This is a genomic window from Brevundimonas sp., assembly GCF_041919755.1.
Taxonomy (GTDB): Bacteria; Pseudomonadota; Alphaproteobacteria; order Caulobacterales; family Caulobacteraceae; genus Brevundimonas.
Window position 1 is genome coordinate 1 of record NZ_JAYRTD010000014.1, and the last position, 25,817, is coordinate 25,817.

Here is a 25,817-nt window from a genome sequence, read left to right on the forward strand (position 1 = left end):
TCTCCCGCAGGATCCCGATGATCTGCTCTTCCGTGAATCTCGCTCGTTTCATTCCGTCCGTCCTTTCAAGGGCCGGACTCTAGCTCCACGTGGAGGAAATTCTCAGGGGCACGTCAGAAGGGGTTGGGTCTGCGGTTGCGCGAGCTGCTGAAATCGTCAGAAAGTTATGCCCGGCTTGGGTTTCAGCCTCGCGCTTTCCTAGATTTCGTAATGATGGGGTCAGGTGTTCGAGTCACCTAAGCGGCACCACCTTTCCATAGTCATCGCTAGGCAGACCACCTGCTCAGCTGCACGCTCTGGCGCAGGCTTGGGCCAATACTTCTGCGGAATCGACCAGCGGCACCGACACATCCTCCGCGGTCAGCAGGAGGGGGACCTCGGTGCAACCGGCGATGACGACCTCGGCGCCTGCCTCGACCAGGGTGGCGGCCAAGCGGCGCATTTCAGCGCGCGCTGCATCGCCGGTGTCGCCGCGCTTCACGGCATAGACGCAGCCCATGAAGGTTTCGCGGTCCTGCCCGGTGAGGCGGACGATCCTGCACCCCCTGGCCTGAAGGGACCGGGTATAAAGCGCCTCACCGCCCGGCGTGGCCAGGACGCCGACCTTCCTGGGCGCGGCCTCGCCAGTCGCCGTCAGCGCCGCCTCGGTGGTCTCGGCGATCATGTCGATGAAGGGCAGGCCGGCCTTCTTGATTCCGGCCGCCTGGGCATGAGCGGTGTTGCAGGGCATAGCCAGGACCTGGGCCCCAGCGTCTCGCAGCCGCATCGCCATCTGACCCAGAACGCTTTCGGCGGCATCCGGCTGGCGATTGCGGTCGGGCACCTGGGGATTGATGTCGGCGATGATCCGGATGTGGTCGGCATCCCCCTCGGCGGGGGTCAGGGCCTGAATCCGAGCCAGAAAGGCCACGGTCGCGGCGGGGCCCATGCCGCCCAGGACGCCGAGGACCTTGCTCACAATGCCCCCTCCATCTCGCCCTGATAGCCGAACAGGCCCTGCGCCCCGCCGGTGTGCAGGAAGACCACCGTCTCGCCCTCGAACCGTCCGGCCCTGGCCAGGGCGATCAGACCCTTCATCGCCTTGCCGGTATAGACGGGGTCCAGAACGATGCCGTCGGTGCGGGCCGCCAGTTTCAGCGCCTCGATCACCGCCCCGTCGATCAGGCCATAGCCCTCGCCGACATAGTCGCAGTCGGCGACGACCATGGCATCCGTGACGGCGTCGGGCCGGCCAAGCAGGGCTGCCGTCTCCTGCGCCAGCTTGAGCACATTGGTCTCCTGTTTCGGCTTCGGAGCGCGCACCCCGATACCCAAGACCGGAATGTCCGCACCCATGACCGCCAATCCGGCGACCAGTCCCGCATGGGTGCCTGCGCTGCCGGTCGCCGTCACGATCCGGTCGATGGGCAGGTCCAGCTCGTCGGCCTGGACCACGATCTCGCGCGCGCAGTCGACATAGCCCAGGGCCCCGATCGCATTCGATCCGCCGCCCGGGATGACATAGGGCCGGCCACCGCGCGCCCGCACCTCTGCCGCCGTCTTCTCCAGCTCGGCCGGCATGTCCGATCCGCCGTCGACGAAGCGAATGCCTGCGCCGAACAGCCGGTCCATCAGCACGTTGCCGTTGTGGACATAGTCGGTGGCCTTCGACCCGGTCCGCTCTTCCAGGATGACCTCGCACTTCAGCCCGTGGGCTGCCGCCGCCGCCGCCGTCTGACGCACATGGTTGGACTGGACTGCGCCCTGGGTGACCAGGGTGTCGGCCCCCTGTTCGAAGGCGTCGCCCAGCAGGAATTCCAGCTTGCGGGTCTTGTTGCCGCCGCCAGCCAGGCCGGTGCAGTCATCACGCTTGATCCACAACTCCACGCCCAGCGCCTCCGACAGGCGCGGCAGCGGCTCCAGCGGTGTTGGCAGATGCGCCAGACGGACGCGGGGAAAACGGGCGAGGTGCATGGGCGGGCTCCGGTCGAGGGTCACCCCTCATAGCGGGCCGCTATCGGTTTGCCGACCTCAGTTCGCAGCGGGCGGGTTCAGGGCGTCCAGAAGGATCCGGATGGTCTGTTGTGCCGTTAGTTCGCCGCGCTGCTTCAGATGGTCCAGCGCGTCTCCCTGCGCGGGCGTGATGCGGGCGCTGGCCATGCTCCATCCGTCAAACAGGCGCTCCCGGATCGGCTCGCGGTCGATGATGTGCAGTTCGCAGTGCCGTGGGTCGCTCTGAAGTCGGCGCAGCAGGTTGTCCAGCGATGCCGGTCGCCCCTCGATCACCTGAACATAGCGTTCGTTGTGGGCGGCCAGAGCGCCGGTCAGGCCGTCACGGTCGTTGTTCCGCTGTGACTCGGCCAGGATGGTCGCCAGATTGACCAGTGATCCGGTGGATCCTGTCGCCCTGCTCTCATAAACCAGCCGTTCCAGACCTGAATTCATCGCGCTTCCCTCGCCGGTCGCTCAATGCCCGACAACGACAGGGTTGCATAGGGGAGGTCGCGGTGATCGCTGCAACGCCAAAGGGTTACGCTGGCGAAATATCCGCTTTTGTCTCATCATCGGGACATGTCGATCGATTCGCCTGCTCCCCGCCCGCGTGGCCGTGCCGGAACAGAGGCCGCCATTGTCGAGTCGGCCCAGCGCCTGCTGCTGCGCGACGGCTGGTCCGCCCTGAATGTCCAGTCCCTGGCGGCGGAGGCGGGTGTCGATCGCAAGCTGATCTATCGCTATTTCGGGGGCGTCGACGGTGTGGTCGCCCGCCTGGCCCGCGCACTGGATGTGTGGCTGGGCCAGACGCTGGCCGAGGCTCCGCCCAGCACCGCCGCCAGCTATCGCGAGTTCGCGCGCGAGGCGCTGAAGGCCTATCTGGCGGCGTTGCGGGCCAATCCGCTGATCCTGCGGATGCTGGCTTGGGAGCTCAGCGCGGATACGCCCCAGCTGCGTGACATGGAAAGAGCGCGTTCGGCTGTGGTGCAGGACTGGATGCGCGAGCGTCGCCCCCGGCTGCGTCTGCCGCCTCAGGGAGACGTCGTGGCCCTGAACGCCGTCATGCTGGCCGCCGTCCAGCATCTGGCCCTGACCGCAGCCGGCCGGGGCCGGTTCGCGGGGCTGGAGCTGGACGCCGCCGGCTGGGCTCGCATCGAGGCGGCCATCGATCAGCTGACCGCCGCCTGGCCGGATTGAACCGCACGCGCTTTGCGCCTATCGTCGCCCCGTTCTCCGGGGGGTCGCATCCAAGCGGCTGAGATTGGCGTAGCCGCCTGACCCGTCGAACCTGATCCGGGTCATGCCGGCGAAGGGATGAGTAACACGCGGTCCATGGCCCTCGCCACAGGACCCCGCGCCCGACGTCGGCGGAGCCCTCTTGCACAGAGGCCGCCATGAACATCCACGTCACGCCAGAACCCCAAGAGCCCAACGTCGACCTGTCGCTCAAGGATGCGCGCGAGGAGGTCATGCGCGAGACCGGCACCATCCCGACCGGCGAGCGGGCGGGCAGCCGCAAGGTCTATGTCGCCGGCGAGCTCTACCCCGACATCCGGGTGCCGTTCCGCGAGGTGGCGGTGCATCCGTCGGCGAACGAGCCGCCGGTGACCATCTATGACAGCTCCGGCCCCTATACCGACCCGACCGTCACCATCGACATCAAGCGCGGCCTGCCGCACGTGAAGTCCAGCTGGCAGCTGGATCGCGGCGACATCGCCCCCGTCGCCAATCCGCGCGAGGTCCGGCCCGAGGACAACGGCCATGCCAGCGGCAAGAACCTGGCCCCGCGCTTCGACACCTCCAACCACCGCGTCTTCAAGGGCGTCGAGGGCCGCCCGGTCACCCAGTACGAATACGCCAAGGCCGGCATCATCACGCCCGAGATGGAATATGTCGCCATCCGCGAGAACCTGCGCCGCGAGCAGAACAGCCCCTGCATCCGCGACGGCGAGGACTTCGGCGCCAGCATCCCCGACTTCGTGACGCCTGAGTTCGTGCGTCAGGAGATCGCGCGGGGCCGCGCCATCATCCCGCACAACATCAACCACCCCGAGGTCGAGCCGATGATCATCGGCCGGAATTTCCTGGTGAAGATCAACGCCAACATCGGCAATTCGGCCGTCCTCAGCTCCGTGGACGACGAGGTCGACAAGCTGGTCTGGGCCACCCGCTGGGGCGCCGACAACGTCATGGACCTGTCGACGGGCCGCAACATCCACAACATCCGCGACTGGATCATCCGCAACTCCTCCGTCCCCATCGGCACCGTGCCGATCTATCAGGCGCTGGAGAAGGTGGGCGGCATCGCCGAGGACCTGACCTGGGAGGTGTTCCGCGACACCCTGATCGAACAGGCCGAACAGGGCGTGGACTATTTCACCATCCATGCGGGCGTGCGCCTGCCCTTCGTGCCGATGACCGCCAAGCGCGTCACCGGCATCGTCAGCCGCGGCGGCTCCATCATGGCCAAATGGTGCCTCAGCCATCACCGCGAGAGCTTCCTGTACGAGCATTTCGAGGACATCTGCGACATCATGCGGGCTTATGATGTCAGCTTCAGCCTCGGCGACGGCCTGCGTCCCGGCTCCATCGCCGACGCCAATGACGAGGCCCAGTTCGCCGAGCTGCGCACCCTGGGCGAACTGACCAAGATCGCCTGGGCCAAGGGCTGCCAGGTCATGATCGAGGGCCCCGGCCATGTGCCGATGCACAAGATCAAGGCCAATATGGATGAGCAGCTGAAACACTGCCACGAGGCGCCCTTCTATACCTTGGGGCCGCTGACCACCGACATCGCCCCCGGCTATGACCACATCACATCCGCCATCGGCGCGGCCATGATCGGCTGGTTCGGCACGGCCATGCTCTGCTACGTCACGCCCAAGGAGCATCTGGGCCTGCCCGATCGTCAGGACGTCAAGGACGGCGTCATCACCTACAAGATCGCCGCCCACGCCGCCGACCTGGCCAAGGGCCACCCGGCCGCCCGCCTGCACGACGACGCCCTCTCACGCGCCCGGTTCGAGTTCCGCTGGGAGGACCAGTTCAACCTCGGCCTCGACCCCGAAACGGCCCGCAAATACCACGACGCGACCCTGCCCAAGGAGGCCCACAAGACCGCCCACTTCTGCTCCATGTGCGGACCCAAGTTCTGCAGCATGAAGATCAGCCAGGACATCCGCCGGGACGCGGCGGCCCAGAACGATGCGGGCGGCTCGCTGGCGGAAGCGGAGGCCGGGATGGCGGAGATGAGCGCGAAGTTCCGCGCCGGGGGCGGGGTGGTGGAGGTGAAGGTTTAGATATACTCGTCGCCATAATCTGATGACGGGCTCGCGCGGAACACCATCCTCGATGGTGTGGTGGCAGCTTTAGATGTCTTCTTCGGATCGTAGAACTCTACCTTTTCTGACCAAAGCGTTCCGAAGTAAGGGTGGCCGCTTACAAAGCTGGATTTGACAGACCCTGGCCACCACCCCTTGAGCGTCGCTTCATAGGCAAGAAGCCACATCTCCGACTTAAGGCCGTCCTGCGTAGCGAACGCCTTCCACTCTGGAACTTTGAGCTTGCCCGATATCAGGCCGCGATCATTCAGGTCTAAGGTGAGAAGGCCAACTGCGGAGCTTCGCAACGGTCGGACGCGATCAAACAAGCCAGCGTCCAACTTCAGGCCAATCTCCCTCGCCCAGAATAGGAGCCATGCGACTTCATCGGTGTGGGCGGCCTCGGCCTTTACGGGAACTTGCTGCAGAATGAAGTCTGCGATTTCGCCTTTGTCAGTGACCTTGTCAGCGCGGATGGCCGCAAGATGCTCTGCGACAAAGCGCAGACAACTGGGCGAGCGCCTCGCACAGTAGAGAAGCCACCGGAATAGATGGGCCGTGTTAGTGGTTTGCACGCTAAATGAGACAGCTCTCTTGGCCGCAAATAGGAGGACGTGCTCCTTGGAATTCTCATCGGCTAGATAGAGAGCGTGCTCAAAAAATGAGTCTAGGTCGTCTCGCTGGCGAGTGCCCGGGCTAGGTTCGAAATTCCTAATGAAGCTGACCCACTCCGGTGCGTGCTTGCACCCCATCCCGTGGGTGTCTGTCTTCTCAGCACTTAACTCTAGCTCATACTCATAGAGCGCATTGGCGATGCCGACCAAAACGGCGGACTCGGTTTCGTCCTCCCTAAGACCGATAATAAAATCATCGACATATCTCACAGAACGATCATTGAGATCGGGTATGGTTTGCTTCGCAATTTGCTCGATCTCGGCAGCAATCAACTCTGAAACTATCCGAGACGTATCAGGACCGATCGGTATGCCTACAGTTTGTCCCTCCTGACCTGCGCCGATTGCTCGATCTAACTGATTTCCAAAATGACCTTTAAACGCTGGCTTGTTATAGTTCTTCTTTGCGAACTCTTTGCCGACTAAACTCCAAGCGATCGAGTGGGTGTATATCGACGGGAAGAAGCGCGTCACGTCGGTCTTAACGTATCGACCATACAACCCCAAAATTTTTGATCGCCGTCTGGCTACCGCGTCGAAGTCTACTCCCGTGACCGATCGCCCTGGACCAGAAAGCAGGATAGCAGGCTTGAATTCAGATGTGGAAGATCTCTTTAGACGTTTCTCAATATCTGGCCAGTTATCTGCTATGATCTTGGCAACCGCGAACTGGTTGACTGGATTGACAATGGACAGAGACCGGCGGGCATGGCCATAACGAGGAATCGAGTAGTGTTCGGGCTTGGTTCTAAACGCTAGGATTTTTTCAACATCCCAAGCTGACCTAAGCTTGGTCGTACTATTTGCAAAATCTTCCGTAGTGAACGTCGGCGGCAACTCAGTTGGAAAGTAGCCGCGTCCCAAGAGCCGCTTTAACCGACGCTCTTTAAGAGGTCGCGTTGGGACCAATATTTTCTTGACCACCAGTGCCCTCCAGCACCTCCGTTCGACAACTCACACTAGAAGCACGTTAGAAGCCTCGCAACCGGCCAAAACTGCTGTTCCCGCCACCGTCCGCAGCGTCTCTTGGCAGAACCAAGAACACACCCTTTTTCGCCGTCGCGCTGGCTGATCGACCGAGCTAATTTCCTTCCCATGCCCACCCTCGTCCTCCTCGCCGGTCCGAACGGGGCCGGGAAGACCACCTTCATCAACGGCTTCCTGCGTGAGCGCGCGGAGACCTTTCGGTTCGTCAATCCGGACGAGGTGGCGCGCGGCCTGACCGGCGCGGGCGCGCCGCGCGATCTGGCCGCCGGGCGGCGGGTGCTGGAGCGGCTCGACGAGCTGGCGGCCGAGCGGGCGGACTTTGTGCTGGAGACAACCCTGGCCACCCGCTCCCATGCCGTCCGCATCCGCGACTGGAAGGCGGCGGGTTACCGGTTCGAGCTGATCTATCTGCGCCTGCCCAGCGCGGACCACTCCGTCGCCCGTGTTGCGCACCGCGTCTCGCAGGGCGGCCATGGCATTCCGGAAGACACCTTGCGACGACGCTTCGACGTCAGCCTCGAATATCTCGAAACGACCTACAAGCCGCTGGCCGACGACTGGACGGTCTACGCCAGTGGCGGTCCAACGCCCGAACTGCTAGATTGGGGACCGCGATGAGCAAGTCGATCTTCGATCACGAAACTGTCCTGAAGGGCCTTCGGCGCGCCGCCGAGATGGCCAAGCACGGCACGCGCGAGGAAAAGTCCGGCAAGTTCCTGCCGCCGCCCGGCTGGAAGGGTCGCCTGATCACGGCCACCGACGACAGCCCGTCGAAGCCGGCCAAGGGCAAGGCGGCTTAGGCCCCTACGACCGATCTTGACGTAGCCGCATGCTAGCCCTGCCTCCGTTCGCAACGGGAGGAGACAGATGGCAGACGGATCACCCACGCTGTACGGCAAGGGGCGCAGTGCGCCGGATGAGGTCTGGGGGCGGGTGCGGGAGGACTATCTGTCGGGCCTGCCGGGGATCGAGGTCTGTCGGCGGCACGGGGTAGGGCTGACGGCCATGCGCAACCGGGCGGCGCGCGAGGGCTGGCGGCGCACGGACCAGCCCTGGACCCCGCCCAACACCCTGGATCCCGATGACGAGGGGGTCTTGCTGGAGCATGAGATCGACGGCGACCTGGACCGGGTCGAACTGCGCCAACTGTCCTTCGTCGCCTGGCGCCGCATGCAGCGCGCCGTCCTGCGCGGCCAGGCGGCCGAGGCCCTGCGCTGGCGCCGCGTCCGACTCATCCTCGACGCCGAGGCGGTCGAGGAGGATCAGGCCATGGAGCAGGAACAACGCCGCTGGGACTACCTCCACGGCCCGGTCGAAGTGGACCGAGTGGACTGAGTGGACTGTGTTTTCAGTCCTTCTCCCCTCCGGGGGAGAAGGTGGGCCGGAGGCCCGGATGAGGGGGATGCCGGCCGCGCGCTCATTGTCGGACGGTCTGCGAATCTACACAGCCCCCTCATCCGACCCGCTTCGCGCGCCACCTTCTCCCCCGAGGGGAGAAGGCTAAGCCGCCGCCACCTTGCGCAGCGCTTCGGCGAAGACCTCGGCCGGTTGGCCGCCACTGATCAGATACTGGCCCTCGATGACGACGGCAGGGACCGCGTTGATCCCCCGGGCGCGCCACAGGGTCTGGGCGGCGCGGACCTCGGGCGCATACAGGTCGTCGGACAGGACCTCGACCGCGCGGGCCCGATCCAGGCCGGCGGTCGCAGCGGCGTCGGCCAGCACCTCCGGATCGGTCAGGGACCGGTTGTCGGTGAAGTGGGTGCGGAACAGGGCCTCCTCCAGCGCGCGCTGGGCGGGGGCACCGCCCGTCTCGTGCGCCCAGTGCAGCAGGCGGTGGGCGTCGAAGGTGTTCCACATGCGGCTGTCGGGGCCCATGCGCATCTCAAATCCCGGCCAGGCATCCTCGGCCCGTTCGGTGATCATGGCGCGATTGGCGGCGGACTGTTCGGGAGTGGAGCCGTATTTGCGGGCGATGTGTTCGCCGATCTTCTCACCCTCCGGGGCCATGCCGGGGTTCAGCTCGAACGGCTGGAAGGTGATGGTCGCCTCTATCCCCTCGGCCCGGACGGTGGCCAGCGCCTGTTCCAGCCCGCCCAGGCCGACTACGCACCAGGGACAGACCACATCGGAGACGAAGTCGATGCTGAGGGTGCGGGTCATGCGACGGTGACACCCTTCCAGAAGGCGATACGGCCCTTGATCTCTTTCGCCGCATCCTTGGGCTCGGGATAGTACCAGGCGGCGTCGCGGTTCTCCTGACCGTCGACGACGACGGTGTGATAGGAGGCCGTGCCCTTCCACGGGCAGACGGTGGTGGTGTCGCTGGGTTTCAGGACGCCGTCAGTGACCGCGTCCGCCGGGAAGTAGTGGTTGCCCTCGACCACCACGGTGTCGTCGCTCTGGGCAATCACCGTGCCGTTCCATGTCGCCTGAACCATCGTCGTCTCCTGTGAGGGATGAGGACGGGATATGGGGCCTTGGCCGGGTTTCGCCATGCGTCAAATCGTGGGTTCCGTTGTCAAAAAGGACCGGCTAACGTCCTCGCTCTGGAAGAAAGCGAGGCCGTCATGTCCGATCTGGAAACCTTCCGCGCCGAGACGCGCGCCTGGCTGGAGGCCAACTGCCCCGCCGAATGCCGGGGGCCGCTGGAGAACGAAGAGGACCGGGTCTGGGGCGGGCGCAATCCGACCTTCAAGACGCCCGCGCACAAGCGCTGGATGGAGGTCATGGGCGCGCGCGGCTGGACCGCCCCGGAATGGCCGACGGAATATGGCGGCGGGGGGCTGAGCCGCGAGGAGGCCAAGGTCCTGGCCTCGGAGATGCGCCGCATCGACGCCCAGATGCCGCTGTCGTCCTTCGGCATCTGGATGCTGGGCCCGGCCCTGCTGCAGTTCGGCACCGAGGAGCAGAAGAAGCGCTTCCTGCCCGAGATCGTGCGCGGCGAGATCCGCTGGTGCCAGGGCTATTCAGAGCCGGGCGCGGGGTCGGACCTGGCGTCGATCCAGACGAAGGCCGAGGATCGCGGCGACCACTGGATCGTCAACGGCCAGAAGGTCTGGACCAGCTATGCCGACAAGGCCGACTGGATCTTCTGCCTGGTGCGGACCGACCCGGACGCGCCCAAGCATCTGGGGATTTCCTTCGTCCTGTTCGACATGGCCAGCCCGGGCGTCTCGACCCGGCCCATCGTCCTGATCAGCGGCAAGAGCCCGTTCTGCGAGACCTTCTTCGACGATGTGCGGGTGGAGAAGGAGAATCTGGTCGGCGAACTGAACCGGGGCTGGGACGTGGCCAAGGCGCTCCTGGCACACGAGCGGACGATGATCGGGGCCATGGGCAGCCTTGGGGCGGGCCGGCCGCTGGGTCAGGTCGCGGGCGACAGCGTCGGGCTGGACGACGACGGGCGTCTGGACGACCCCATCCTCCGTGCACGGATCGCGGATCTGGACGTCGACATGGCCGCCTTCAATCTTTCGATGGAGAGGGTGGGGGATCAGGTCAAGGCGCGTCAGGCCCACCCCGCCATCGCCTCCATGCTGAAATACTATGGCTCGGAGCTGAACAAGCGCCGGCACGAGCTGATCATGGCCGCCGGCGGGTCGGATGCTTTGGAGTGGGAGGGCGAACGCTCGCGCAACGGCACCGCCGCCCGCGACTGGCTGCGGACCAAGGCCAACTCCATCGAAGGCGGCACTTCGGAGGTCCAGCTGAACATCATCGCCAAACACCTGCTGCAACTGCCGGGAGCCTGAGACCTTGCCGCTGATCCTGACCGAAGAGCAGACCATGCTGAAGGAGGCCGCCGATGGCTTCCTGAACGAGAATGCGCCGATCGCCCATCTGCGGGCCCTGCGTGACAGCCACGATGCCGACGGCGTCTCGCGGGACCTGTGGAAGGCGTTCGGCGAGATGGGGTTTGCGGGCGTCATCATTCCCGAGGAGCACGGCGGCACCGGCCTGGGCGCGGTCGAGGCGGGCGTGGTGGCCGAGGCCCTGGGCCGCACCCTGACGCCGTCGCCCTTCATGGGATCGGGCGTGCTGTCGGCCAAGGTGCTGATCGACGGCGGTTCGGCCGAGCAGCAGACGGCCTGGCTGCCCCGCATCGCGGCGGGCGAGGCGATCCTGTCGCTGGCCGTCGACGAAGGGGCCAAGCACAGAACTTCCGCCATCGCCACGACGGCGGAGCGGTCGGGCAATGGCTTCAAGCTGAACGGGACCAAGGGGTTCGTGCTGGACGGCCACATCGCCGACGCCCTGATCGTGGCGGCGCGGACAGAGGAGCGGCTGACGCTGTTCCTGGTCGATCCGAAGACGGCGGGTGTCGAGATCGAGCGGACCGTCATGGTCGACGCCCACAATGCGGCGCGGGTGACGCTGACCGATGTCGAGGTCGATGCCGATGCGGTGATCGGGGCGGTCGACGGTGGTGAGGGGTTGCTGGAAGGCGCGCTGAACCTGGGCCGGGCATGTGCTGCGGCTTCGCTGACCGGGGCGGGGGATCAGGCGTTCCAACTGACGCTAGAGTATCTGCGGACCCGCAAACAGTTCGGCAGGCTGATCGGCGAGTTCCAGGCTCTGCAGCATCGCTCGGCCCATCTTTTCACCGAGATCGAACTGGCCCGCGCCGCCGTTCTGGGGGCCTTGCAGCGGCTGGATGCGGGGCGCGACGATGCCGGACTGGCGGTTTCGGTTGCCAAGGCCAAGGCCGGGCGTGTCGCGGAACTGGCGGTGCAGGAGGCGGTCCAGATGCATGGCGGCGTCGGCATGACCGACGCCTTCGACGTCGGCCTGTTCATGAAGCGGGTGCGGGTGCTGAACGAACTGATGGGCGACGCAGGCTTCCATACGGAACGGCTGGCGCGGGCGAAGGGGTTCTGAGTATGAAAGCGGCAGGTTCAGTGTGGCTGATGATCGCGGTATTCGCGTCAGCCGGCTGCTCCACAGTGCCCGCAGAGGAGCCCGCCGATCCCACTCGACCGAGGGTAACACTTGATTGCGTGAAATATCCGCTGCCCACACGGGACAGGGCCTTTGAAAGGTGTGTTCTAGTTTCGGTCGAGCCCGACACCGTGGCAACACGCGACCTTGCTGAGCGCTATCTTAGCAACTTGCCTATTGCACGATCGCGCTCGCCTTCCGAGGACCTGATCGGCGCGCAAACCATCCGGGTGTCGGTCCGTCTTACACCACAGGCATCGGCAGTGGGTGACGCGGCGGGAGAGCCCCGCTAAACCCTACGCCAAGGGAGAATGCCTATGACGCGAGCCAACGCGCCTGAGTACATGTCCGGCTTCGGCAATCACTTTGCGACGGAGGCGGTGGCCGGGGCCTTGCCGAAGCGGCGCAACTCGCCGCAGCGGGTGCCGATGGGGCTGTATGCGGAGCAGCTGTCCGGGACGGCCTTCACCGCGCCGCGGTCGGAGAACCGGAGGTCGTGGCTGTATCGCCTGCGACCCAGCGCCCAGCATCCGGCCTACAAGCCCTTCGCCCAGGGTCGTGTCCGATCGGGTCCGTTCCACGATGCGCCGCCGTCGCCGAACCGGATGCGGTGGGATCCCCTGCCCATGCCAGATGCCCCCACCGATTGGGTCGAGGGACTGGTCACCTATGGCGGAAATGGCGATGCAGAGGCGGGGGCCGGGACAGGCATCCATCTATATGCCGCCAACCGGTCGATGGTGGACCGGGTCTTCTATTGCGCCGATGGCGAGCTGCTGATCGTCCCGCAGGCGGGACATCAGGTCTTTGTCACGGAGATGGGACGGATCGATGCGCGACCGGGCGAGATCGTCGTCATCCCCCGTGGCGTCCGGTTCCGGGTCGAGTGCGATGGCCCGATCCGGGGCTATGTCTGCGAAAACTATGGCGCGGCCTTCCGCCTGCCGGACCTGGGGCCGATCGGTTCGAACGGCCTGGCCAATCCGCGCGATTTCCTGACGCCGGTCGCCGCCTATGAGGATGTGGATCGGGCGACCGAATGCGTGCAGAAATTCGGCGGCCGGCTGTGGACCACCACCTTCGATCACAGCCCGCTGGATGTCGTCGGCTGGCACGGCAATCACGCGCCCTACAAATACGACACCGCGCGGTTCAACACGATCGGCACCGTCAGTTTCGACCATCCGGATCCGTCGATCTTTACGGTCCTGACCAGTCCGTCCGATACGCCGGGCGTGGCCAACTGCGACTTCGTGATCTTCCCGCCGCGCTGGATGGTGGCCGAGGACACCTTCCGCCCACCGTGGTTCCACCGCAACGTCATGAGCGAGTTCATGGGGCTGGTGACCGGCGAATACGACGCCAAGGAGGGCGGGTTCGCCCCGGGCGGCGCGTCCCTGCACAACTGCATGAGCGGCCATGGTCCGGACCAGGCCAGCTATGACAAGGCGGTCGCGGCCGAGCTGAAGCCGGTCAAGATCGAGAACACCCTGGCCTTCATGTTCGAGACCCGTATGCCGATCCGCACCACGGAATGGGCACAAACCAGTCCGACGATGCAGCTGGACTATGACGACGTCTGGACCGGGTTCGACAAGGGACAAGTGGAATGAAGCGCATACTGATCGCGGCGGCGGCGCTGCTGATGGCGGCCTGCCAGCCCATGCCGAGCGGCACATCGACGGAGATGGCATCGAACGATCCACCGGTGGTCCAGACCCCTGCCCCGGGCACCGATGCAGCCGCCTGTGCCGCGCGGGGCGGGAAGATGCTGCCGCAGGGGCGGATGCAGTCGCTGCAGTGTGTGGTGTCCTACGCCGATGCGGGACGCCGCTGCACGGACGGCGACGATTGCCAGGGCGACTGCCGGGTCGAGGAGGTCAACGGCACTCCGGATGCCGGGTCTGCCGCCGTCGGCCAGTGCCAGGCCAACAGCAGCCGCTTCGGCTGCTACACCACCGTCGAGGGCGGCAAGGCCGAGGCGACCATCTGCGTCGACTGACGGCAAGCATGGAAAAACCCCCGCCGCGATTGCGACGGGGGTCTTCATATCGTTCGTCCGGTCAACGACCGGTGCGTGAACGCCCGATCTTACTGCGAGGGGGTGTTCGAGGTCGTCATGCCGCCATCGGCGTTGCCGGCCTGTTGCTCGATGCGGTTGGCTTCGGCGTTGGCCGAGGCTTCGACGCGGTCGGCTTCGTTTTCCAGCGCTGCGGCACCGGCTTCGGTCGGGGCAGCGGCGGCTTGGGCTTCCAGGCTCTCGGCTTGGGCTTCACCTTGGGCCTCGATGGCGTCGGCTTGCTTTTCGGCGGCTTCGTCAGCGGGGCTCTGGCAAGCGGCGAGGCCGGCGAAGGCGAAGGTAGCGGCGGCGGCGATAATCAGTTTACGCATGGATAGTTTCCTCCAGTGAGGTCCGGATAACGTCACCGATCACAAACGGTTCACGCGCCCGTGAAGAATTTTATCCGGCGTCGGAGAAGGCCACGCGCGCCGCCCCGAGCAGGGCCGCATGCTTGTGCAGGATCACCTTAGTGGGGATGGCGGCCATATAGTCGGCGAACCGGCCTTTGCGCTCGAACCGCTCGCGGAACGGGCTGGCCTTGAGGAAGGGCAGGATACGCGGCGCGATGCCGCCGGCGATATAGATGCCACCCCGCGCGCCGGTGGTCAGGGCGATATCGCCGGCCACTGCCCCCAGGATGGCGCAGAACCGGGCCAAGGTGGCCCCGCAGGCGCTGTTGGGATCTTCCATCGCCTCAGTGGTGATCTGGGCCGGATCGTCGATGTGGGTCTCGCGCCCGTCGATCTCTGCCAGGGCGCGGTGCATGTTCAGCAGGCCTGGGCCACAGATCAGCCGCTCAATCGAGACCCGGTCGTAGCGGCGACGCAGGATGCGCAGGATTTCGTCTTCGATGGGATCGCCCGGCGCGAAACAGGCATGGCCGCCCTCGGACGGCATGGCGATTTCGTTGCCGTGGATGTCACGCGCCAGGGCCGAGACGCCGAAGCCGGTACCGGGGCCGAGCACGGCGATGGCCGAGCGTTCTTCGCCCTCGTCCGGGCCGCCCAGAGACGCCAGCTGATCCTCCGGCACGACGGGTGCGCCCCAGGCCAGGGCCTCGAAGTCATTGATCAGGCGCACGGGGTTCAGACCCAAAGTGGCCAGCTCAGCTTCCGAAACCTGCCACGGCGAGTTGGTCAGGTCGATGGCACCATCCGTCACCGGACCGGCAACGGCAATGACGCCGCCGGTCGGTTTGACCTCGCAGCCGTCAATGAAGGCCTTGACCCCGCCCAGGAAGGTCGGGTGTTCCGAGGCCGGAAAGCTTTCGTGATGTTCCAGCACGGGCTTGCCGCCGATCATGTGGGCGATGGCGAACCGGGCATTTGTGCCGCCGACGTCCCCGACCAGCAGGGTCTTGTCCCAGTTCACCGTCATCAGGCAGTCCTCACTACGTTAGCCGACCGTTGCCCGGTCTTTGTGATCGTTTGTGGCTCAGGCGTCCACGGCCCGGTCGTTGACGTTGTTGTCGGGCGGGGTGTCCTTGTGGTCGGTCTGGCCGGGCGGCAGGCCGAAACAGACACTGGCACCCTCTTCGGCGGTCGAGACGACGTGGCGGAAGGCACCGAACAGTTCGCGGCCATAGCCCCAAGTGGAGCCCTCGGCGTGATGGGACGACCGGACGGCGGGCGCGCGATCGGCCAGATCGGCTACGTCGACCGTGGTCAGGACCCCGGCCTCGGCATCGAGGCGGATGATGTCGCCGTCGCGGATGTTGGCGATCAGGCCTCCGGCCAGAGCCTCGGGCGAGACGTGGATGGCGGACGGCGTCTTGCCGCTGGCCCCCGACATGCGACCGTCGGTGACGAAGGCGACCTTGAACCCCTTGTCCTGAAGGATGCCCAGCGCGGGCGAAAGGCTGTGCAGTTCCGGCATGCCGTTGGCGCGCGGACCCTGGAAGCGCAGGACGACGATGACGTCGCGGTTCAGCTTGCCGTCCTTGAACGCTTGAAGGGCGTCTTCCTGGGTCTCAAAGACGGCGGCGGGGGCCTGGACGATGCGGTTCTCGGGCTTGACGGCAGAAATCTTGATGACGGCGCGACCCAAGTCGCCCTGGACCAGTCGCAGGCCGCCCTCGCGGTCGAACGGGTCGGAGGCGGGGCGTAGAATGTCCGTGTCCAGACTTTCGGTGACGCCATCCTTCCAGACCAGTTCGCCGTCCTGGAGGATCGGCTCCTGGAAATAATGATGGATGCCCCGGCCCATGACGGTGTGGACGTCGGAATGGATGTGGCCGGCCGTGGCCAGTTCGCGCGCCACGAAGGCGATGCCGCCAGCGGCCTGGAAGGCGTTCACATCGGCCGAACCGTTGGGATAGACGCGGGCCAGAAGCGGCGTCACGGACGACAGCTGATCCATGTCGGTCCAGTCGATCAGCACGCCGGCTGCGCGTGCCATGGCGACCAGATGGATGGCGTGGTTGGTCGAGCCGCCGGTGGCCAGCAAGGCCACGATCATGTTGACGATGGATTTCTCGTCGATGACGTCCGCCATCCGAGCCTCGCCACTGCGGGCCAGTTCGACCGCACGCTTTGCCGCCGCAGCGGTCAGGGCGTCGCGCAGGCCCGTTTCGGGATGGACGAAGGCGGTGGAGGGCAGGTGCAGACCGCCCAGCTCCATCATCATCTGGTTGGAGTTGGCGGTGCCGTAGAAGGTACAGGTACCGGGGGAATGGTAGCTGCCGATCTCGCTGTCCAGCAGGGTCTGGCGATCGACCTGTCCTTGGGCGTACAGGGCGCGCACGCGGGCCTTTTCCGCATTCGGGATGCCGGACGGCATGGGTCCTGCGGGGGCGAAGACGACGGGCAGGTGGCCGAACGCCAGGGTTCCGATGAACAGGCCGGGCACGATCTTGTCACAGACGCCCAGGGCCATGACGGCGTCGAAGGCGTCGTGGGTCAGGGCGATGCCCGCCGACATGGCGATCAGGTCGCGGCTGAACAGCGACAGCTCCATGCCGGGGCGGCCCTGGGTGACGCCGTCGCACATGGCGGGGGTACCGCCCGCGACCTGGGCCGTCGCGCCGACGGTGCGGACCGCGTCGCGGATGACGGTGGGAAAGCGCTCGAACGGCTGATGCGCCGACAGCATGTCATTATAGGCGGTGACGATGCCGACATTGGGCTTGGACCCATCCATGGCCGTCAGCTTGTCGGCGAGGGTCTGGCCGGCAAAAGCATGGGCCCAGTTGGCGCAGGAGAGCTTGGCCCGGCCCGCGCCGCTGTCGCGTGCAGCGTCCATGCGGCGGATGTAGTCGGAACGGGTGTCGCGCGAGCGGTCGACGATGCGGGCGGTGACCTCGGCGACGACAGGATGCAGGTTGGCCATCAGGCTTTCTCCGTCCACAGAACATCCAGCGGAACGTCGGCGGCGATCAGGGCGGCGATGGGCTGGGTCGCGGGATCGCCCTGCATTTCACGTTCGAAGACGGCTCGCTTGGCGGTGCCGGTCAGGGCCAGGACAACGCGCCGCGCCTGGATCAGATACGGCAGATTGATCGACAGTCGCTCCAGGCTGGGGGCCAGGCCGTCGCGGCCTTGCGGCACGCCGAGAACCGTCGGCTTGAGCGTCGGCGACAGCAGTGTCTTCAGGGTCGGGCTGTAGGGGAACATGGAGCAGATATGGCCATCCTCCCCCATGCCGAGAAGGACCGCATCCAGACGGCCGTGCGGAGCCAGGGCCTGAGCCGCGCGGGCGGCGGCGCGGTCGACCGTGACCTCCGCATGATACAGGGGCAAGAAGGTCGCTGCGGCGGCGGGACCGGTCAGCAGCGTCCGCTTGAGCAGGGCCGCGTTCGAATCCGGCGAAGTCTCGGGCACATAGCGCTCGTCGATCAGGGTCACGGCGATGCGGGACCAGTCGAGGCCCGCCTCGGCCATCCGCGCATAAATGGGCGAAGGGGTGGAGCCGCCCGATCCGGCGAAGGTCGCCTTGCCGGTTTCGCTCAGAGCCTGGCCAAGAGTGTCGGTCAGGCGGGTGGCGCAGGCGTCGGCCCAGTCTGTGCCGGTGGCGAAGGTCTGGATGGCGGGGGCAGGGCGGTCAGTCATTGCCGGTGTTCCAGCGCCGACCCGTGCGGTCCAGCAGCAGATCGGCCTCGGGCGGGCCCCAGGTTCCGGCGACGTAGTCCCTGGGCTTGAAGGCCGCGTCCTGCCAGGCCTCGGAGACCTGATCGACCCATTTCCAGGCCTGCTCGGCCTCGTCGCGGCGGACGAACAGGGTGGAGTCTCCGGCCAGGGCGTCGAGCAGCAGCCGCTCATAGGCGATGCGGCGGCGGGGCGGCTTGGCCGACTTGTCGTTCTGGCCCCACGACAGGGACATCTGGATGGGCTGAAGCTGCATGCGCTGGTCCAGCCCGGGCTTCTTGTTCATCACCGACAGGGAGATGTCTTCCTCGGGCTGCAGCTCGATGACTAGGCGGTTGGCCGTCACCTGACCCCGGTCGTTGTCGAAGATGGAGTGGGGCAGGGCCTTGAACTGGATAACGATCTCGGTGCGCTTTTCCGGCAGGCGCTTGCCGGTGCGCATGAAGAAGGGGACGCCGGCCCAGCGCCAGTTGTCGATGTCGGCGCGAATGGCGACGAAGGTCTCGGTGTCCGAGGACTGGCCGCGCTCCTCGTCATAGCCCTTGACCGGCTGACCCTCGCTGGTGCCCGCCACATATTGTCCGCGCACGGTGACGCGCTCGGCCTCGTCATGGGTGATGGGGCGCAGGGAGCGCAGCACCTTGACCTTTTCGTTGCGGACCGAGTCGGGCTCCAGGTCGCTGGGCGGCTCCATGGCCACCAGGCAGAGTAGCTGGAGCATGTGGTTCTGGAGCATGTCGCGCAATGCTCCGTACTCGTCGTAATAGGGCCAGCGGTCGCCGACGCCGACGGTTTCGCCCACCGTGATCTGGACGTGGTCGATCGAGAGGTTGTTCCACAGCGGCTCGAAGATGGTGTTGCCGAAGCGCAGGGCGATCAGGTTCTGGACCGTCTCCTTGCCCAGATAGTGGTCGATGCGGAACACTTGCTGTTCGGAGAAGGCATCGGCGACGGCGTCGTCGATTTCGCGGAAGGTCTCCAGATCGCGTCCGACAGGCTTTTCCAGCACGACGCGGTCGTCGGCCTCGGCCAGGCCGGCGGCGCGCATGGCGGTGACGATGCGGGCATAGAGCGACGGCGACACGGCCAGGAAACTGGTGCAGGTGCCGGGCCCAACCTTGTCCTTGAGCGGCTTCAGGCTTTCGGCCGAGGTGGCGTCGACGGCCAGGTAGTCGAGGCGGGCCTCCAGCTTGGACCATGCCGCGTCGGACCAGGCGTCGTCCGCCTTCGCCTTGCTCTCGACCGACTGGCGGACGCGGGCGACATAGTCCTCGCGGCTTTCCTCGGACCGGGCCGCGCCGATGATCTTCAGATCGTCGGGCAGCAGGCCGTCATGCTCCAGATAGTAGAGCGAGGGCAGGAGCATCCGCAGGGCCAGATCGCCTCCGCCGCCGAACAGCACCAGTGCCGCCATCTGCGCTCCTTCTCTCTCGTCAGACCCTCTAGCCCTCAGGGTCTTTGGCCGGTTTTGCGCGTGTGGCCAACACGTCGAGCACGTCCTGAAACACCAAGTTACGCGATCGCAGCAGCACCAGCAGGTGATAGATCAAATCCGCGGCCTCGCTGGTCAGTTCCTCATCGGGACCGGCGGCCCCGGCGAGCGCGGTCTCGACCCCCTCCTCGCCGACCTTCTGGGCGACGCGCTTGGGACCCTCGGCGATCAGGCGGGCGGTCCAGCTTTCCGACGGATCGGCGGCGGCGCGGTCGGCGATCGTCTGCTCCAGACGCGCGATACGGCCCACACCCGGGGCGTCGTCGTCGCCGAAACAGCTGATGCGGTTCAGGTGGCAGGCATTGCCGACGGGCCGGACCTTCAGCACCAAGGCGTCGCCGTCGCAGTCGGGCGTGATCGAAACGACATGCAGCCGGTCGCCCGAGGTCTCGCCTTTGCGCCAGCGCCCGCCCCGCGATCGGGAATAGAAGGTGGCTTCCTTTGAAGCGATCGTCTCATCCAGCGCCGCGCGGTCCATATAGGCGAGCGTCAGCACCTGCAGGGTCGCGGCGTCCTGCACCACCACGGGGATCAGGCCGTCGCCCTTGGCGAAGTCGAGGGTGTCGAGGTCGATCATAGTCTTACCTCTATACCGTCGCGCTCGAGCTGGCGTTTCAGGTCCGGGATGGTCAGGGCACCGGAGTGAAAGACGCTGGCGGCCAGGGCACCGGACACGTCGGCCTGCTGAAAGACATCGCGGAAGTGGTCGACCGCGCCCGCGCCGCCGGAGGCCACCAGCGGAATGGTCAGGCAGGCGCGCGCGGCCTGAAGCTGGGCGATGTCATAGCCGCGCCGGACGCCGTCCTCGTCCATGCAGTTCAGCACGATCTCTCCGGCCCCCAGGCCTTGCGCCTCGACGATCCAGTCCAGGGTGCGGCGGCCCGCGCCCCGGCTGGCGGTCGGGTCGCCGGTGTATTGGTGCACGACCCAGTCGTCGCCCGCGCGCTTGGAATCCACGCCCAGGACCACGCATTGGGCACCGAACCGGTCGCTCATCTCGCCGATCAGATCGGGACGTTCCAGGGCGGGGGAGTTGATCGAAACCTTGTCGGCCCCGTGGTCCAGACAGCGGGCGGCCTGATCCACACTGCGGATGCCGCCGGCCACACAGAAGGGGATGTCCAGCAGCCGGGCGATGTCGCTGACCCAGTCATAGTCGAGGGTGCGCCCCTCAGGACTGGCGGTGATGTCATAGAAGACCAGTTCGTCGGCCCCCTGGTCGCGATAGCGGGCGGCCAGTTCGGAGGCATCGCCCATGTCGACGTGGTCCTTGAAGCGGACGCCCTTGACCACCCGCCCGTCGCGCACGTCCAGGCAGGGGATGATGCGACGCGCTGTCATTGCACCGCCACCGCTTCGTCCACGGTGAACCGCCCCTCATAGATGGCCCGGCCGATGATAGCCCCGTCGCAGCCGATGGCGCGGGCGGCCTTCAGGTCATCCAGCGAGGAGACGCCGCCCGAAGCCTGAACCTTCAGGTCGGGGCGACGCAGCATGATCTCGGTCAGCAGCTCCAGATTGGGACCGGTCAGGGCCCCGTCGCGGCCGACATCGGTGACCAGTAGGTGTTTGGCCGTACCCGTCGGATAGCGGTCCAGCGCGGCCCACAAATCGATGTCGGCCGCCTGGGTCCAGCCCTTCAGCGACGGCACCCAGCGTGTGCCATCGGCCCGCACATCGATGGCCAGGGTCAGGCGCTCCGGCCCGAACCGCTCCAGCCAGCCCGCGACCGTGTCCGGGGCCGAGACGGCGAGAGACCCGACGACCACGCGGCTGACCCCGGCGTCCAGCAGAGCCTGGACGTCGTCGGCGGATCGCACGCCGCCGCCGGACTGGATGCGGATGTCGATCGCCCCGGCTAGTTCGCCGATCAGGCCGTGCTGGACCGCGCGGCCCGCCTCGGCCCCGTCCAGATCGACGATGTGGGCCCACTGGGCACCCGAGGCGACGAAGCCCGCCAGGCGCGCGGCGGGGTTGGTGTCATAGGCGGTCACCTGATCGAACCGCCCGTGCATCAGGCGCACGGCGACGCCGGCTCTCAGGTCGATGGCGGGATAGACGATCATGCGGGCAGGCCCAGAAAGTTTTGCAGGATGCGCGCCCCGGCCCTGGCCGAGCGCTCGGGGTGGAACTGGCAGCCCCAGCGGTTGGCGTTGCGAACTACGGCGGGCACGACGGTGCCGTAGTCGGCGCGGGCCAGGGTGGCCGGGCCGTCGGGGCAGACGAAACTGTGCACGAAATAGGCCCAGTCGCCGGGCTGGACGCCCTCCAGCAAGGGGTCGTCGCGCACGACCTCCAGGCGGGACCAGCCCATGTGCGGCACGGGCAGGGACGGGTCGATGTCGAAGCGCGACACGTGGCCGGGAATCAGGCCCAGCGTCTCGACGCCCTCGCCCTCGTCGCTGGCGTCGAACAGCAGTTGCTGGCCCAGGCAGACGCCCAGCAACGGGCGTGGAAAGGCGCGGATGGCCTCGACCAGACCCAAGGTCTCCAGACGGCTCATGGCATAGGCAGCGGCCCCGACACCTGGCAGGATCAGCCGCTCGGCGTCGGCGATGTCGGCAGGATCGCTGGTCAGACGCACGGAGGCTCCCAGCCGTTCCAGCGCGAACTGGACCGAGGCGACATTGCCGGCACCGTAGGAGAGGACGGTGACGGGGGTCATAACACCCCCTTGGTCGATGGCACGACGTCGCCCTCGACGCGGATGGCCTGGCGCAGGGCGCGGCCAAAGGCCTTGTAGACGGCCTCGGTCTTGTGGTGGTCGTCCTCGCCGGTGACGCTGATATGGACAGCCGCCCCCATGGCCTCGGCCAGGGAGCGGAAGACGTGGGCGGTCAGATCGGTGCGATAGTCGCCGATGAAGGGCGTCGAGAACGTCCCCTCGAACAGCGGATAGGGACGGCCCGACAGATCGATGGAGACGGACGCATTGGCCTCATCCATCGGCAGGACGAAGCCGTAGCGGGCGATGCCGCGCCTTTCACCGAGGGCTTGCTTCAGGGCCTGACCCAGGGCGATGGCGCTGTCCTCGATGGTGTGGTGCGGATCGGTGTGCAGGTCGCCCTCGCATGACAGCCGGATCGAGAAGCCGCCGTGCGCCGCCACCTGCTCCAGCATGTGATCGAAGAAGCCGACGCCGGAGTGGATGCTGACCGGGCCGGTCGCATCCAGATCGACGGCGCAGACGATACGGGTTTCCTTGGTGTCACGTACGGCCTGTCCGGTGCGGTTGGCGCGCGTCTGGGTGGGAGTCAGGTCGAGGGCGGCCAGCAGTCGGTCGTTGATCTCGGGCCGAGAGGAGACGGGCAGACGCAGCCGCTCGCCCGCTTGTTCGGCCACGACGCCGAACCGGGCCAGCGCCGTCAGGACGGCGGCGGGATCGGAGGGGCGGACCATGAGGACAGGGCCGACGCCCGCCTCGACCGTCATCTCGCGGGCAATGGCTTTCGACAGACGTTCGCGCTCGCGGACGGTGGCAGCGATACGCTCGCGGGTTTCCAGCAGGCGCGACGGGTCTAGAGCCTGCAACGCCAGTCGGAGGCTGACCTCGGGCAAGGCGTAGGGCTCCATGACCGACGCCAGGCGGGCCAGGGTCTGGGGCTGTGCCAGGGCGGCTCCGACCCGCGCACCGGCCAGACCATAGGCCAGCGACAGGCTGCGCAACACGACCAGATTGGCGTGGTCGCCGATGATGGTCGCGGCCGAGGTGGCGGAGGTGAACTCGGCCATGCCCTCGTCGACGACCAGCAGGGCGGGGGCGACCCGCTCGGCCATTTCGGCCACGGCCTCGGGCGAGCCGAGGGCGCGCAGGACGACGGTCCCGGTCTCGACGGTGGTGCCGGGCCGGGCATAGATGTCCGCCAATGTGGAATAGGGCTGGGCCTTCGGGGCCTCGACGGTCAGGCCCTCATGCGCGGCGAGGCGATAGATGAGCTCGAGCCCATGAGTCAGGCCGCGCACGGGCAGGACCCGATCGGTGGAGACGCCATAGATGTCGGCCATGCGGGCGGCGAGCGCTGCGGGCTGGGCCGGATAGCGGTCCAGGCCTTCGCCGCCGGAAACGAGGGGTGCGAAGGGGGCGGGCAGATTGGCGATCATGCCTCGATCCTCAGATCCGCCGCCCGCGCGTGGGCCTCCAGCCCTTCCAGCCGGGCCAGCCGGGCCGCGACAGGGGCCAGGGCGGCCGCGCCTTTCTCGGACACAGACTGCACCGACATGGACGTCATGAAGCTGGCGGCGGTGACGCCGCCCAAGGTCTTTGCCCCGCCGTCGGTGGGAAGGACGTGGCTGGGACCGGCGGCATAGTCGCCCAGGGTTTCGGCGGCATAGGGCCCGACGAAGACGGCTCCGGCGGCGGTGATCTTGTCCACGCGGGTCTCGGCGTCCTCGGTCTGCAGCGCGAGGTGTTCGGGGCCATAGGCGTTGGAGACGGCGCAGGCGGTGTCGAGATCGGGCACCCGGATGGCGCGGGCCTCGGCAAGCGAAGCGCGGGCGATGTCGGCGCGGGGCAGGGTGGCGATCTGGTCGTCCACCTCGTCCAGAATCTCGTCGATCATCCGCTCGCTGTCGCAGACCAGCACGACCTGGGCGTCGGCGTCATGCTCGGCCTGGCTGAGCAGATCAGCGGCGGCCAGGGCCGGATCGGCGCGGCGGTCGGCTATGACCAGAAGTTCCGATGGTCCGGCGGGCATGTCAACGGCGGGGCCGCCGGGGCGGCTCGATGCCTGCTTCTTCGCCTCCGCGACCCAAGCATTGCCGGGGCCATACAGCTTGTCGCACGGCAGGATTATGCCGTCCTCCAGCTCTGCACCGAAGGTCAGGGCCGCGATGGCTTGGGCACCGCCGACCAGCCAAAGGTCGTTCAGACCCGCCTCGGCGGCGGCGAAGATCATGGCCGGGTGGGGTTGCCCCGACTTCGACGGCGGTGTCACCGCAACCCGGCGACCGACACCCGCGACCTCGGCCGGAATGGCCAGCATCAGAAGAGAGGAAAACAGCGGGGCCGAGCCGCCGGGCACATAGAGGCCAACGGTCGACAGCGGTCGCCAGACCAGGCGCGAGCGGACGCCGGGCGTGATCTCGACCCACTGCGAGTCTTCGGGCCGCGTCGCCTGATGGAAGATGCGCACATTCTCGGCGGCCATGCGGATGGCGCGAACATCGGCGGGGGCGAGGGCGGCGCGGGCCTCGGCCACCACTTCGGGGGTGAGGGCCAGGCGACGCGGCGGGGCACCGTCCAGCTTGACGCTCCAGTCGGTGACGGCCTGACCGCCGCGGGCCTGAACGTCGTCCATGATCTGGCGCACTGTGTCGGTGACGCGGGTTTCGGTGCGGCGGCGGGGACGGGCGAGGGCTTCCATGCGGCCTGCCGCATCCAACAAATTCCAGTCGAAGCGCTTCATCACATCATCTTCTCGATAGGCAGGACGAGAATGGCGGAGGCCCCGGCAGCCTTCAGCTTCTCCAGCGTTTCCCAGAAGACCGCCTCCTGACAGACGGCGTGTACAGCCACGGCATCGTCACGGCCCGACAGGGGCATGACGGTGGGCGAGCCTGCGCCCGGCAGGATGGCGGTGATGGCGTCCAGCGCCGAGCGCGGCGCGTTCAGCATCACATATTTCGCTCCCTGGGAGGACACGACGCCGCTCATCCGTTCGATGATGCTGTCCAGCAGGTGCGCCAGGCCCGGTTCGGGTGCCACGGGCGAGCGGATCAGCACGGCCTGGCTGTCCAGCACCGTGTCCTTGGCCACCAGGCCATTGGCCTCCAGCGTCGCGCCGGTGGAGACCAGGTCGCAGATGGCGCTGGCCAGCTTCAGCCGGGGCGAGACCTCCACGGCCCCGCGCATGGTGACAATGTCCGCCGCCACGCCGCGCGCGTCCAGGTAGCGGCGCAGGATCTTGGGATAGGAGGTGGCGATGCGCAGGCCGTTCAGCGACGCCGGCCCGTCGTAAGCGAGCGTCGGGGGCACGGCGATCTTCAGCGTGCAGCGCCCGAAGCCCAGGGGCATGACGACCTCGGCCACCGGGCCGCCGTTGCGCGCCTCCTCCAGTACATTTTCGCCGACCACGCCCAGGTCACAGACGCCATCCGCCACGAAGGTGGGAATGTCGTCGTCGCGGACGCGCAGCAGGTCGATCGGATAGTTCTCCACCCGATACAGCAGGTCGTTATTGCCCTTGATGACCCTCAGACCCGCGTCGCGGACGAGGTCGAGGCTGCGTTCCGACAGGCGCCCGGACTTCTGGATGGCGATGCGAAGTCGCCCTTGCACGGTACTCATGT

At 66.7% G+C, this 25,817-nt stretch carries 27 protein-coding genes and 1 riboswitch; of the genes, 9 read left to right on the forward strand and 18 right to left on the reverse strand.

The annotated features are described in order from the left end of the window. Positions 1-283 precede the first annotated feature (283 nt). The 3 genes from ACE3TH_RS13725 to ACE3TH_RS13735 are packed head-to-tail and all read right to left on the reverse strand — an operon-like array spanning position 284 to position 2,424. On the reverse strand, positions 284-958 hold the full coding sequence (locus tag ACE3TH_RS13725) for an aspartate/glutamate racemase family protein (RefSeq protein WP_374600532.1): 675 nt from the start codon (positions 956-958) through the stop codon (positions 284-286). Further along, complete coding sequence (locus tag ACE3TH_RS13730; RefSeq protein ID WP_374600534.1) at positions 955-1,953, reverse strand: D-cysteine desulfhydrase; 999 nt, start codon at positions 1,951-1,953, stop codon at positions 955-957. The genes ACE3TH_RS13725 and ACE3TH_RS13730 overlap by 4 nt, the downstream gene beginning before the upstream one ends. 57 nt (positions 1,954-2,010) lie before the next feature. Then, complete coding sequence (locus tag ACE3TH_RS13735) at positions 2,011-2,424, reverse strand: BLUF domain-containing protein (RefSeq protein ID WP_374600535.1); 414 nt, start codon at positions 2,422-2,424, stop codon at positions 2,011-2,013. A gap of 126 nt (positions 2,425-2,550) precedes the next feature. Between ACE3TH_RS13735 and ACE3TH_RS13740 the strand changes: the two genes are divergently transcribed. Both ACE3TH_RS13740 and thiC read left to right on the forward strand, forming a co-directional pair. Then, on the forward strand, positions 2,551-3,168 hold the full coding sequence (locus ACE3TH_RS13740; RefSeq protein WP_374600537.1) for a TetR/AcrR family transcriptional regulator: 618 nt from the start codon (positions 2,551-2,553) through the stop codon (positions 3,166-3,168). Between the two features lie 27 nt (positions 3,169-3,195). Beyond that, positions 3,196-3,304, forward strand: a riboswitch (TPP riboswitch). 136 nt (positions 3,305-3,440) lie between these two features. Beyond that, positions 3,441-5,270: a phosphomethylpyrimidine synthase ThiC gene (thiC, locus tag ACE3TH_RS13745; protein WP_374600661.1), complete on the forward strand. Its 1,830-nt coding sequence runs from the start codon at positions 3,441-3,443 to the stop codon at positions 5,268-5,270. On the opposite strand, the gene ACE3TH_RS13750 is transcribed toward thiC, so the two are convergent. Further along, on the reverse strand, positions 5,267-6,889 hold the full coding sequence (locus ACE3TH_RS13750; RefSeq protein ID WP_374600539.1) for an RNA-directed DNA polymerase: 1,623 nt from the start codon (positions 6,887-6,889) through the stop codon (positions 5,267-5,269). The two genes, thiC and ACE3TH_RS13750, sit on opposite strands and share 4 nt — an antisense overlap. A 171-nt stretch (positions 6,890-7,060) precedes the next feature. Here ACE3TH_RS13750 and ACE3TH_RS13755 point away from each other — a divergent pair, with 171 nt between their 5' ends. The 3 genes from ACE3TH_RS13755 (at position 7,061) to ACE3TH_RS13765 (ending at position 8,287) form a co-directional block, all read left to right on the forward strand. After that, complete coding sequence (locus ACE3TH_RS13755) at positions 7,061-7,570, forward strand: AAA family ATPase (RefSeq protein ID WP_374600541.1); 510 nt, start codon at positions 7,061-7,063, stop codon at positions 7,568-7,570. Beyond that, positions 7,567-7,752, forward strand: a complete 186-nt coding sequence (locus ACE3TH_RS13760) for a hypothetical protein (protein ID WP_374600543.1) — start codon at positions 7,567-7,569, stop codon at positions 7,750-7,752. The genes ACE3TH_RS13755 and ACE3TH_RS13760 overlap by 4 nt, the downstream gene beginning before the upstream one ends. A 67-nt stretch (positions 7,753-7,819) precedes the next feature. Next, complete coding sequence (locus ACE3TH_RS13765; RefSeq protein WP_374600544.1) at positions 7,820-8,287, forward strand: hypothetical protein; 468 nt, start codon at positions 7,820-7,822, stop codon at positions 8,285-8,287. Between the two features lie 165 nt (positions 8,288-8,452). Here the strand turns inward: ACE3TH_RS13765 and ACE3TH_RS13770 are convergent, their stop codons facing one another. Both ACE3TH_RS13770 and ACE3TH_RS13775 read right to left on the reverse strand, forming a co-directional pair. Then, a complete protein-coding gene (locus tag ACE3TH_RS13770; RefSeq protein WP_374600546.1) occupies positions 8,453-9,115 on the reverse strand; it encodes a DsbA family oxidoreductase in 663 nt (220 codons plus the stop codon). Further along, positions 9,112-9,393, reverse strand: a complete 282-nt coding sequence (locus tag ACE3TH_RS13775; protein WP_374600548.1) for a DUF427 domain-containing protein — start codon at positions 9,391-9,393, stop codon at positions 9,112-9,114. The genes ACE3TH_RS13770 and ACE3TH_RS13775 overlap by 4 nt, the downstream gene beginning before the upstream one ends. Before the next feature lie 129 nt (positions 9,394-9,522). Here ACE3TH_RS13775 and ACE3TH_RS13780 point away from each other — a divergent pair, with 129 nt between their 5' ends. The 4 genes from ACE3TH_RS13780 to ACE3TH_RS13795 all read left to right on the forward strand — a co-directional run bounded on the left by ACE3TH_RS13780 (position 9,523) and on the right by ACE3TH_RS13795 (position 13,895). Beyond that, positions 9,523-10,707, forward strand: coding sequence for an acyl-CoA dehydrogenase family protein (locus tag ACE3TH_RS13780; protein ID WP_374600549.1), 1,185 nt, complete (start codon positions 9,523-9,525; stop codon positions 10,705-10,707). Positions 10,708-10,711: 4 nt separating this feature from the next. Beyond that, positions 10,712-11,833, forward strand: a complete 1,122-nt coding sequence (locus tag ACE3TH_RS13785) for an acyl-CoA dehydrogenase family protein (RefSeq protein ID WP_374600550.1) — start codon at positions 10,712-10,714, stop codon at positions 11,831-11,833. Between the two features lie 377 nt (positions 11,834-12,210). Next, complete coding sequence (hmgA, locus tag ACE3TH_RS13790) at positions 12,211-13,506, forward strand: homogentisate 1,2-dioxygenase (RefSeq protein ID WP_374600552.1); 1,296 nt, start codon at positions 12,211-12,213, stop codon at positions 13,504-13,506. After that, positions 13,503-13,895, forward strand: coding sequence for a hypothetical protein (locus ACE3TH_RS13795; protein ID WP_374600554.1), 393 nt, complete (start codon positions 13,503-13,505; stop codon positions 13,893-13,895). The genes hmgA and ACE3TH_RS13795 overlap by 4 nt, the downstream gene beginning before the upstream one ends. 89 nt (positions 13,896-13,984) lie before the next feature. Here the strand turns inward: ACE3TH_RS13795 and ACE3TH_RS13800 are convergent, their stop codons facing one another. The 12 genes from ACE3TH_RS13800 to hisG all read right to left on the reverse strand — a co-directional run bounded on the left by ACE3TH_RS13800 (position 13,985) and on the right by hisG (position 25,815). Continuing rightward, complete coding sequence (locus tag ACE3TH_RS13800; protein WP_374600556.1) at positions 13,985-14,284, reverse strand: hypothetical protein; 300 nt, start codon at positions 14,282-14,284, stop codon at positions 13,985-13,987. A 70-nt stretch (positions 14,285-14,354) separates the two neighbouring features. Continuing rightward, the gene (gene glk / locus ACE3TH_RS13805) at positions 14,355-15,332 is read right to left on the reverse strand and encodes a glucokinase (protein WP_374600558.1); all 978 of its coding nucleotides are present in this window, start codon (positions 15,330-15,332) and stop codon (positions 14,355-14,357) included. Between the two features lie 57 nt (positions 15,333-15,389). Further along, a complete protein-coding gene (gene edd, locus ACE3TH_RS13810) occupies positions 15,390-17,282 on the reverse strand; it encodes a phosphogluconate dehydratase (protein WP_374600560.1) in 1,893 nt (630 codons plus the stop codon). Next, positions 17,282-18,001 (reverse strand): 6-phosphogluconolactonase, encoded by a 720-nt coding sequence (gene pgl / locus ACE3TH_RS13815; protein ID WP_374600561.1) that lies wholly within the window; start codon positions 17,999-18,001, stop codon positions 17,282-17,284. Before pgl ends, edd begins: the two co-directional genes overlap by 1 nt. Next, positions 17,994-19,451, reverse strand: a complete 1,458-nt coding sequence (gene zwf / locus ACE3TH_RS13820) for a glucose-6-phosphate dehydrogenase (protein WP_374600563.1) — start codon at positions 19,449-19,451, stop codon at positions 17,994-17,996. Before zwf ends, pgl begins: the two co-directional genes overlap by 8 nt. A 28-nt stretch (positions 19,452-19,479) precedes the next feature. Next, positions 19,480-20,106, reverse strand: coding sequence for a bifunctional phosphoribosyl-AMP cyclohydrolase/phosphoribosyl-ATP diphosphatase HisIE (hisIE, locus tag ACE3TH_RS13825; RefSeq protein ID WP_374600567.1), 627 nt, complete (start codon positions 20,104-20,106; stop codon positions 19,480-19,482). Continuing rightward, positions 20,103-20,870 (reverse strand): imidazole glycerol phosphate synthase subunit HisF, encoded by a 768-nt coding sequence (gene hisF / locus ACE3TH_RS13830; protein ID WP_374600569.1) that lies wholly within the window; start codon positions 20,868-20,870, stop codon positions 20,103-20,105. Before hisF ends, hisIE begins: the two co-directional genes overlap by 4 nt. Further along, complete coding sequence (locus ACE3TH_RS13835) at positions 20,867-21,595, reverse strand: HisA/HisF-related TIM barrel protein (RefSeq protein WP_374600571.1); 729 nt, start codon at positions 21,593-21,595, stop codon at positions 20,867-20,869. Before ACE3TH_RS13835 ends, hisF begins: the two co-directional genes overlap by 4 nt. Beyond that, complete coding sequence (gene hisH, locus ACE3TH_RS13840; protein ID WP_374600573.1) at positions 21,592-22,194, reverse strand: imidazole glycerol phosphate synthase subunit HisH; 603 nt, start codon at positions 22,192-22,194, stop codon at positions 21,592-21,594. The genes ACE3TH_RS13835 and hisH overlap by 4 nt, the downstream gene beginning before the upstream one ends. Next, positions 22,191-23,630, reverse strand: a complete 1,440-nt coding sequence (gene hisB, locus ACE3TH_RS13845) for an imidazoleglycerol-phosphate dehydratase HisB (protein ID WP_374600575.1) — start codon at positions 23,628-23,630, stop codon at positions 22,191-22,193. The genes hisH and hisB overlap by 4 nt, the downstream gene beginning before the upstream one ends. Continuing rightward, positions 23,627-24,934 carry a histidinol dehydrogenase gene (gene hisD / locus ACE3TH_RS13850; RefSeq protein WP_374600577.1) on the reverse strand — a complete coding sequence of 436 codons (1,308 nt, stop codon included), beginning with the start codon at positions 24,932-24,934 and terminating at the stop codon, positions 23,627-23,629. Before hisD ends, hisB begins: the two co-directional genes overlap by 4 nt. Continuing rightward, positions 24,934-25,815, reverse strand: coding sequence for an ATP phosphoribosyltransferase (hisG, locus tag ACE3TH_RS13855; RefSeq protein WP_374600579.1), 882 nt, complete (start codon positions 25,813-25,815; stop codon positions 24,934-24,936). The genes hisD and hisG overlap by 1 nt, the downstream gene beginning before the upstream one ends. Positions 25,816-25,817: the final 2 nt, after the last annotated feature.

Bases quoted from the DNA above. Each gene is read 5' to 3' on its own strand.
- ACE3TH_RS13730 (WP_374600534.1), bottom strand. From the start codon at position 1,953: ATGCACCTCGCCCGTTTTCCCCGCGTCCGTCTGGCGCATCTGCCAACA.
- ACE3TH_RS13735 (WP_374600535.1), bottom strand. From the start codon at position 2,424: ATGAATTCAGGTCTGGAACGGCTGGTTTATGAGAGCAGGGCGACAGGA.
- ACE3TH_RS13740 (WP_374600537.1), top strand. From the start codon at position 2,551: ATGTCGATCGATTCGCCTGCTCCCCGCCCGCGTGGCCGTGCCGGAACA.
- thiC (WP_374600661.1), top strand. From the start codon at position 3,441: ATGCGCGAGACCGGCACCATCCCGACCGGCGAGCGGGCGGGCAGCCGC.
- ACE3TH_RS13755 (WP_374600541.1), top strand. From the start codon at position 7,061: ATGCCCACCCTCGTCCTCCTCGCCGGTCCGAACGGGGCCGGGAAGACC.
- ACE3TH_RS13760 (WP_374600543.1), top strand. From the start codon at position 7,567: ATGAGCAAGTCGATCTTCGATCACGAAACTGTCCTGAAGGGCCTTCGG.
- ACE3TH_RS13765 (WP_374600544.1), top strand. From the start codon at position 7,820: ATGGCAGACGGATCACCCACGCTGTACGGCAAGGGGCGCAGTGCGCCG.
- ACE3TH_RS13770 (WP_374600546.1), bottom strand. From the start codon at position 9,115: ATGACCCGCACCCTCAGCATCGACTTCGTCTCCGATGTGGTCTGTCCC.
- ACE3TH_RS13775 (WP_374600548.1), bottom strand. From the start codon at position 9,393: ATGGTTCAGGCGACATGGAACGGCACGGTGATTGCCCAGAGCGACGAC.
- ACE3TH_RS13780 (WP_374600549.1), top strand. From the start codon at position 9,523: ATGTCCGATCTGGAAACCTTCCGCGCCGAGACGCGCGCCTGGCTGGAG.
- hmgA (WP_374600552.1), top strand. From the start codon at position 12,211: ATGACGCGAGCCAACGCGCCTGAGTACATGTCCGGCTTCGGCAATCAC.
- ACE3TH_RS13795 (WP_374600554.1), top strand. From the start codon at position 13,503: ATGAAGCGCATACTGATCGCGGCGGCGGCGCTGCTGATGGCGGCCTGC.
- ACE3TH_RS13800 (WP_374600556.1), bottom strand. From the start codon at position 14,284: ATGCGTAAACTGATTATCGCCGCCGCCGCTACCTTCGCCTTCGCCGGC.
- glk (WP_374600558.1), bottom strand. From the start codon at position 15,332: ATGACGGTGAACTGGGACAAGACCCTGCTGGTCGGGGACGTCGGCGGC.
- edd (WP_374600560.1), bottom strand. From the start codon at position 17,282: ATGGCCAACCTGCATCCTGTCGTCGCCGAGGTCACCGCCCGCATCGTC.
- pgl (WP_374600561.1), bottom strand. From the start codon at position 18,001: ATGACTGACCGCCCTGCCCCCGCCATCCAGACCTTCGCCACCGGCACA.
- zwf (WP_374600563.1), bottom strand. From the start codon at position 19,451: ATGGCGGCACTGGTGCTGTTCGGCGGCGGAGGCGATCTGGCCCTGCGG.
- hisIE (WP_374600567.1), bottom strand. From the start codon at position 20,106: ATGATCGACCTCGACACCCTCGACTTCGCCAAGGGCGACGGCCTGATC.
- hisF (WP_374600569.1), bottom strand. From the start codon at position 20,870: ATGACAGCGCGTCGCATCATCCCCTGCCTGGACGTGCGCGACGGGCGG.
- ACE3TH_RS13835 (WP_374600571.1), bottom strand. From the start codon at position 21,595: ATGATCGTCTATCCCGCCATCGACCTGAGAGCCGGCGTCGCCGTGCGC.
- hisH (WP_374600573.1), bottom strand. From the start codon at position 22,194: ATGACCCCCGTCACCGTCCTCTCCTACGGTGCCGGCAATGTCGCCTCG.
- hisB (WP_374600575.1), bottom strand. From the start codon at position 23,630: ATGATCGCCAATCTGCCCGCCCCCTTCGCACCCCTCGTTTCCGGCGGC.
- hisD (WP_374600577.1), bottom strand. From the start codon at position 24,934: ATGAAGCGCTTCGACTGGAATTTGTTGGATGCGGCAGGCCGCATGGAA.
- hisG (WP_374600579.1), bottom strand. From the start codon at position 25,815: ATGAGTACCGTGCAAGGGCGACTTCGCATCGCCATCCAGAAGTCCGGG.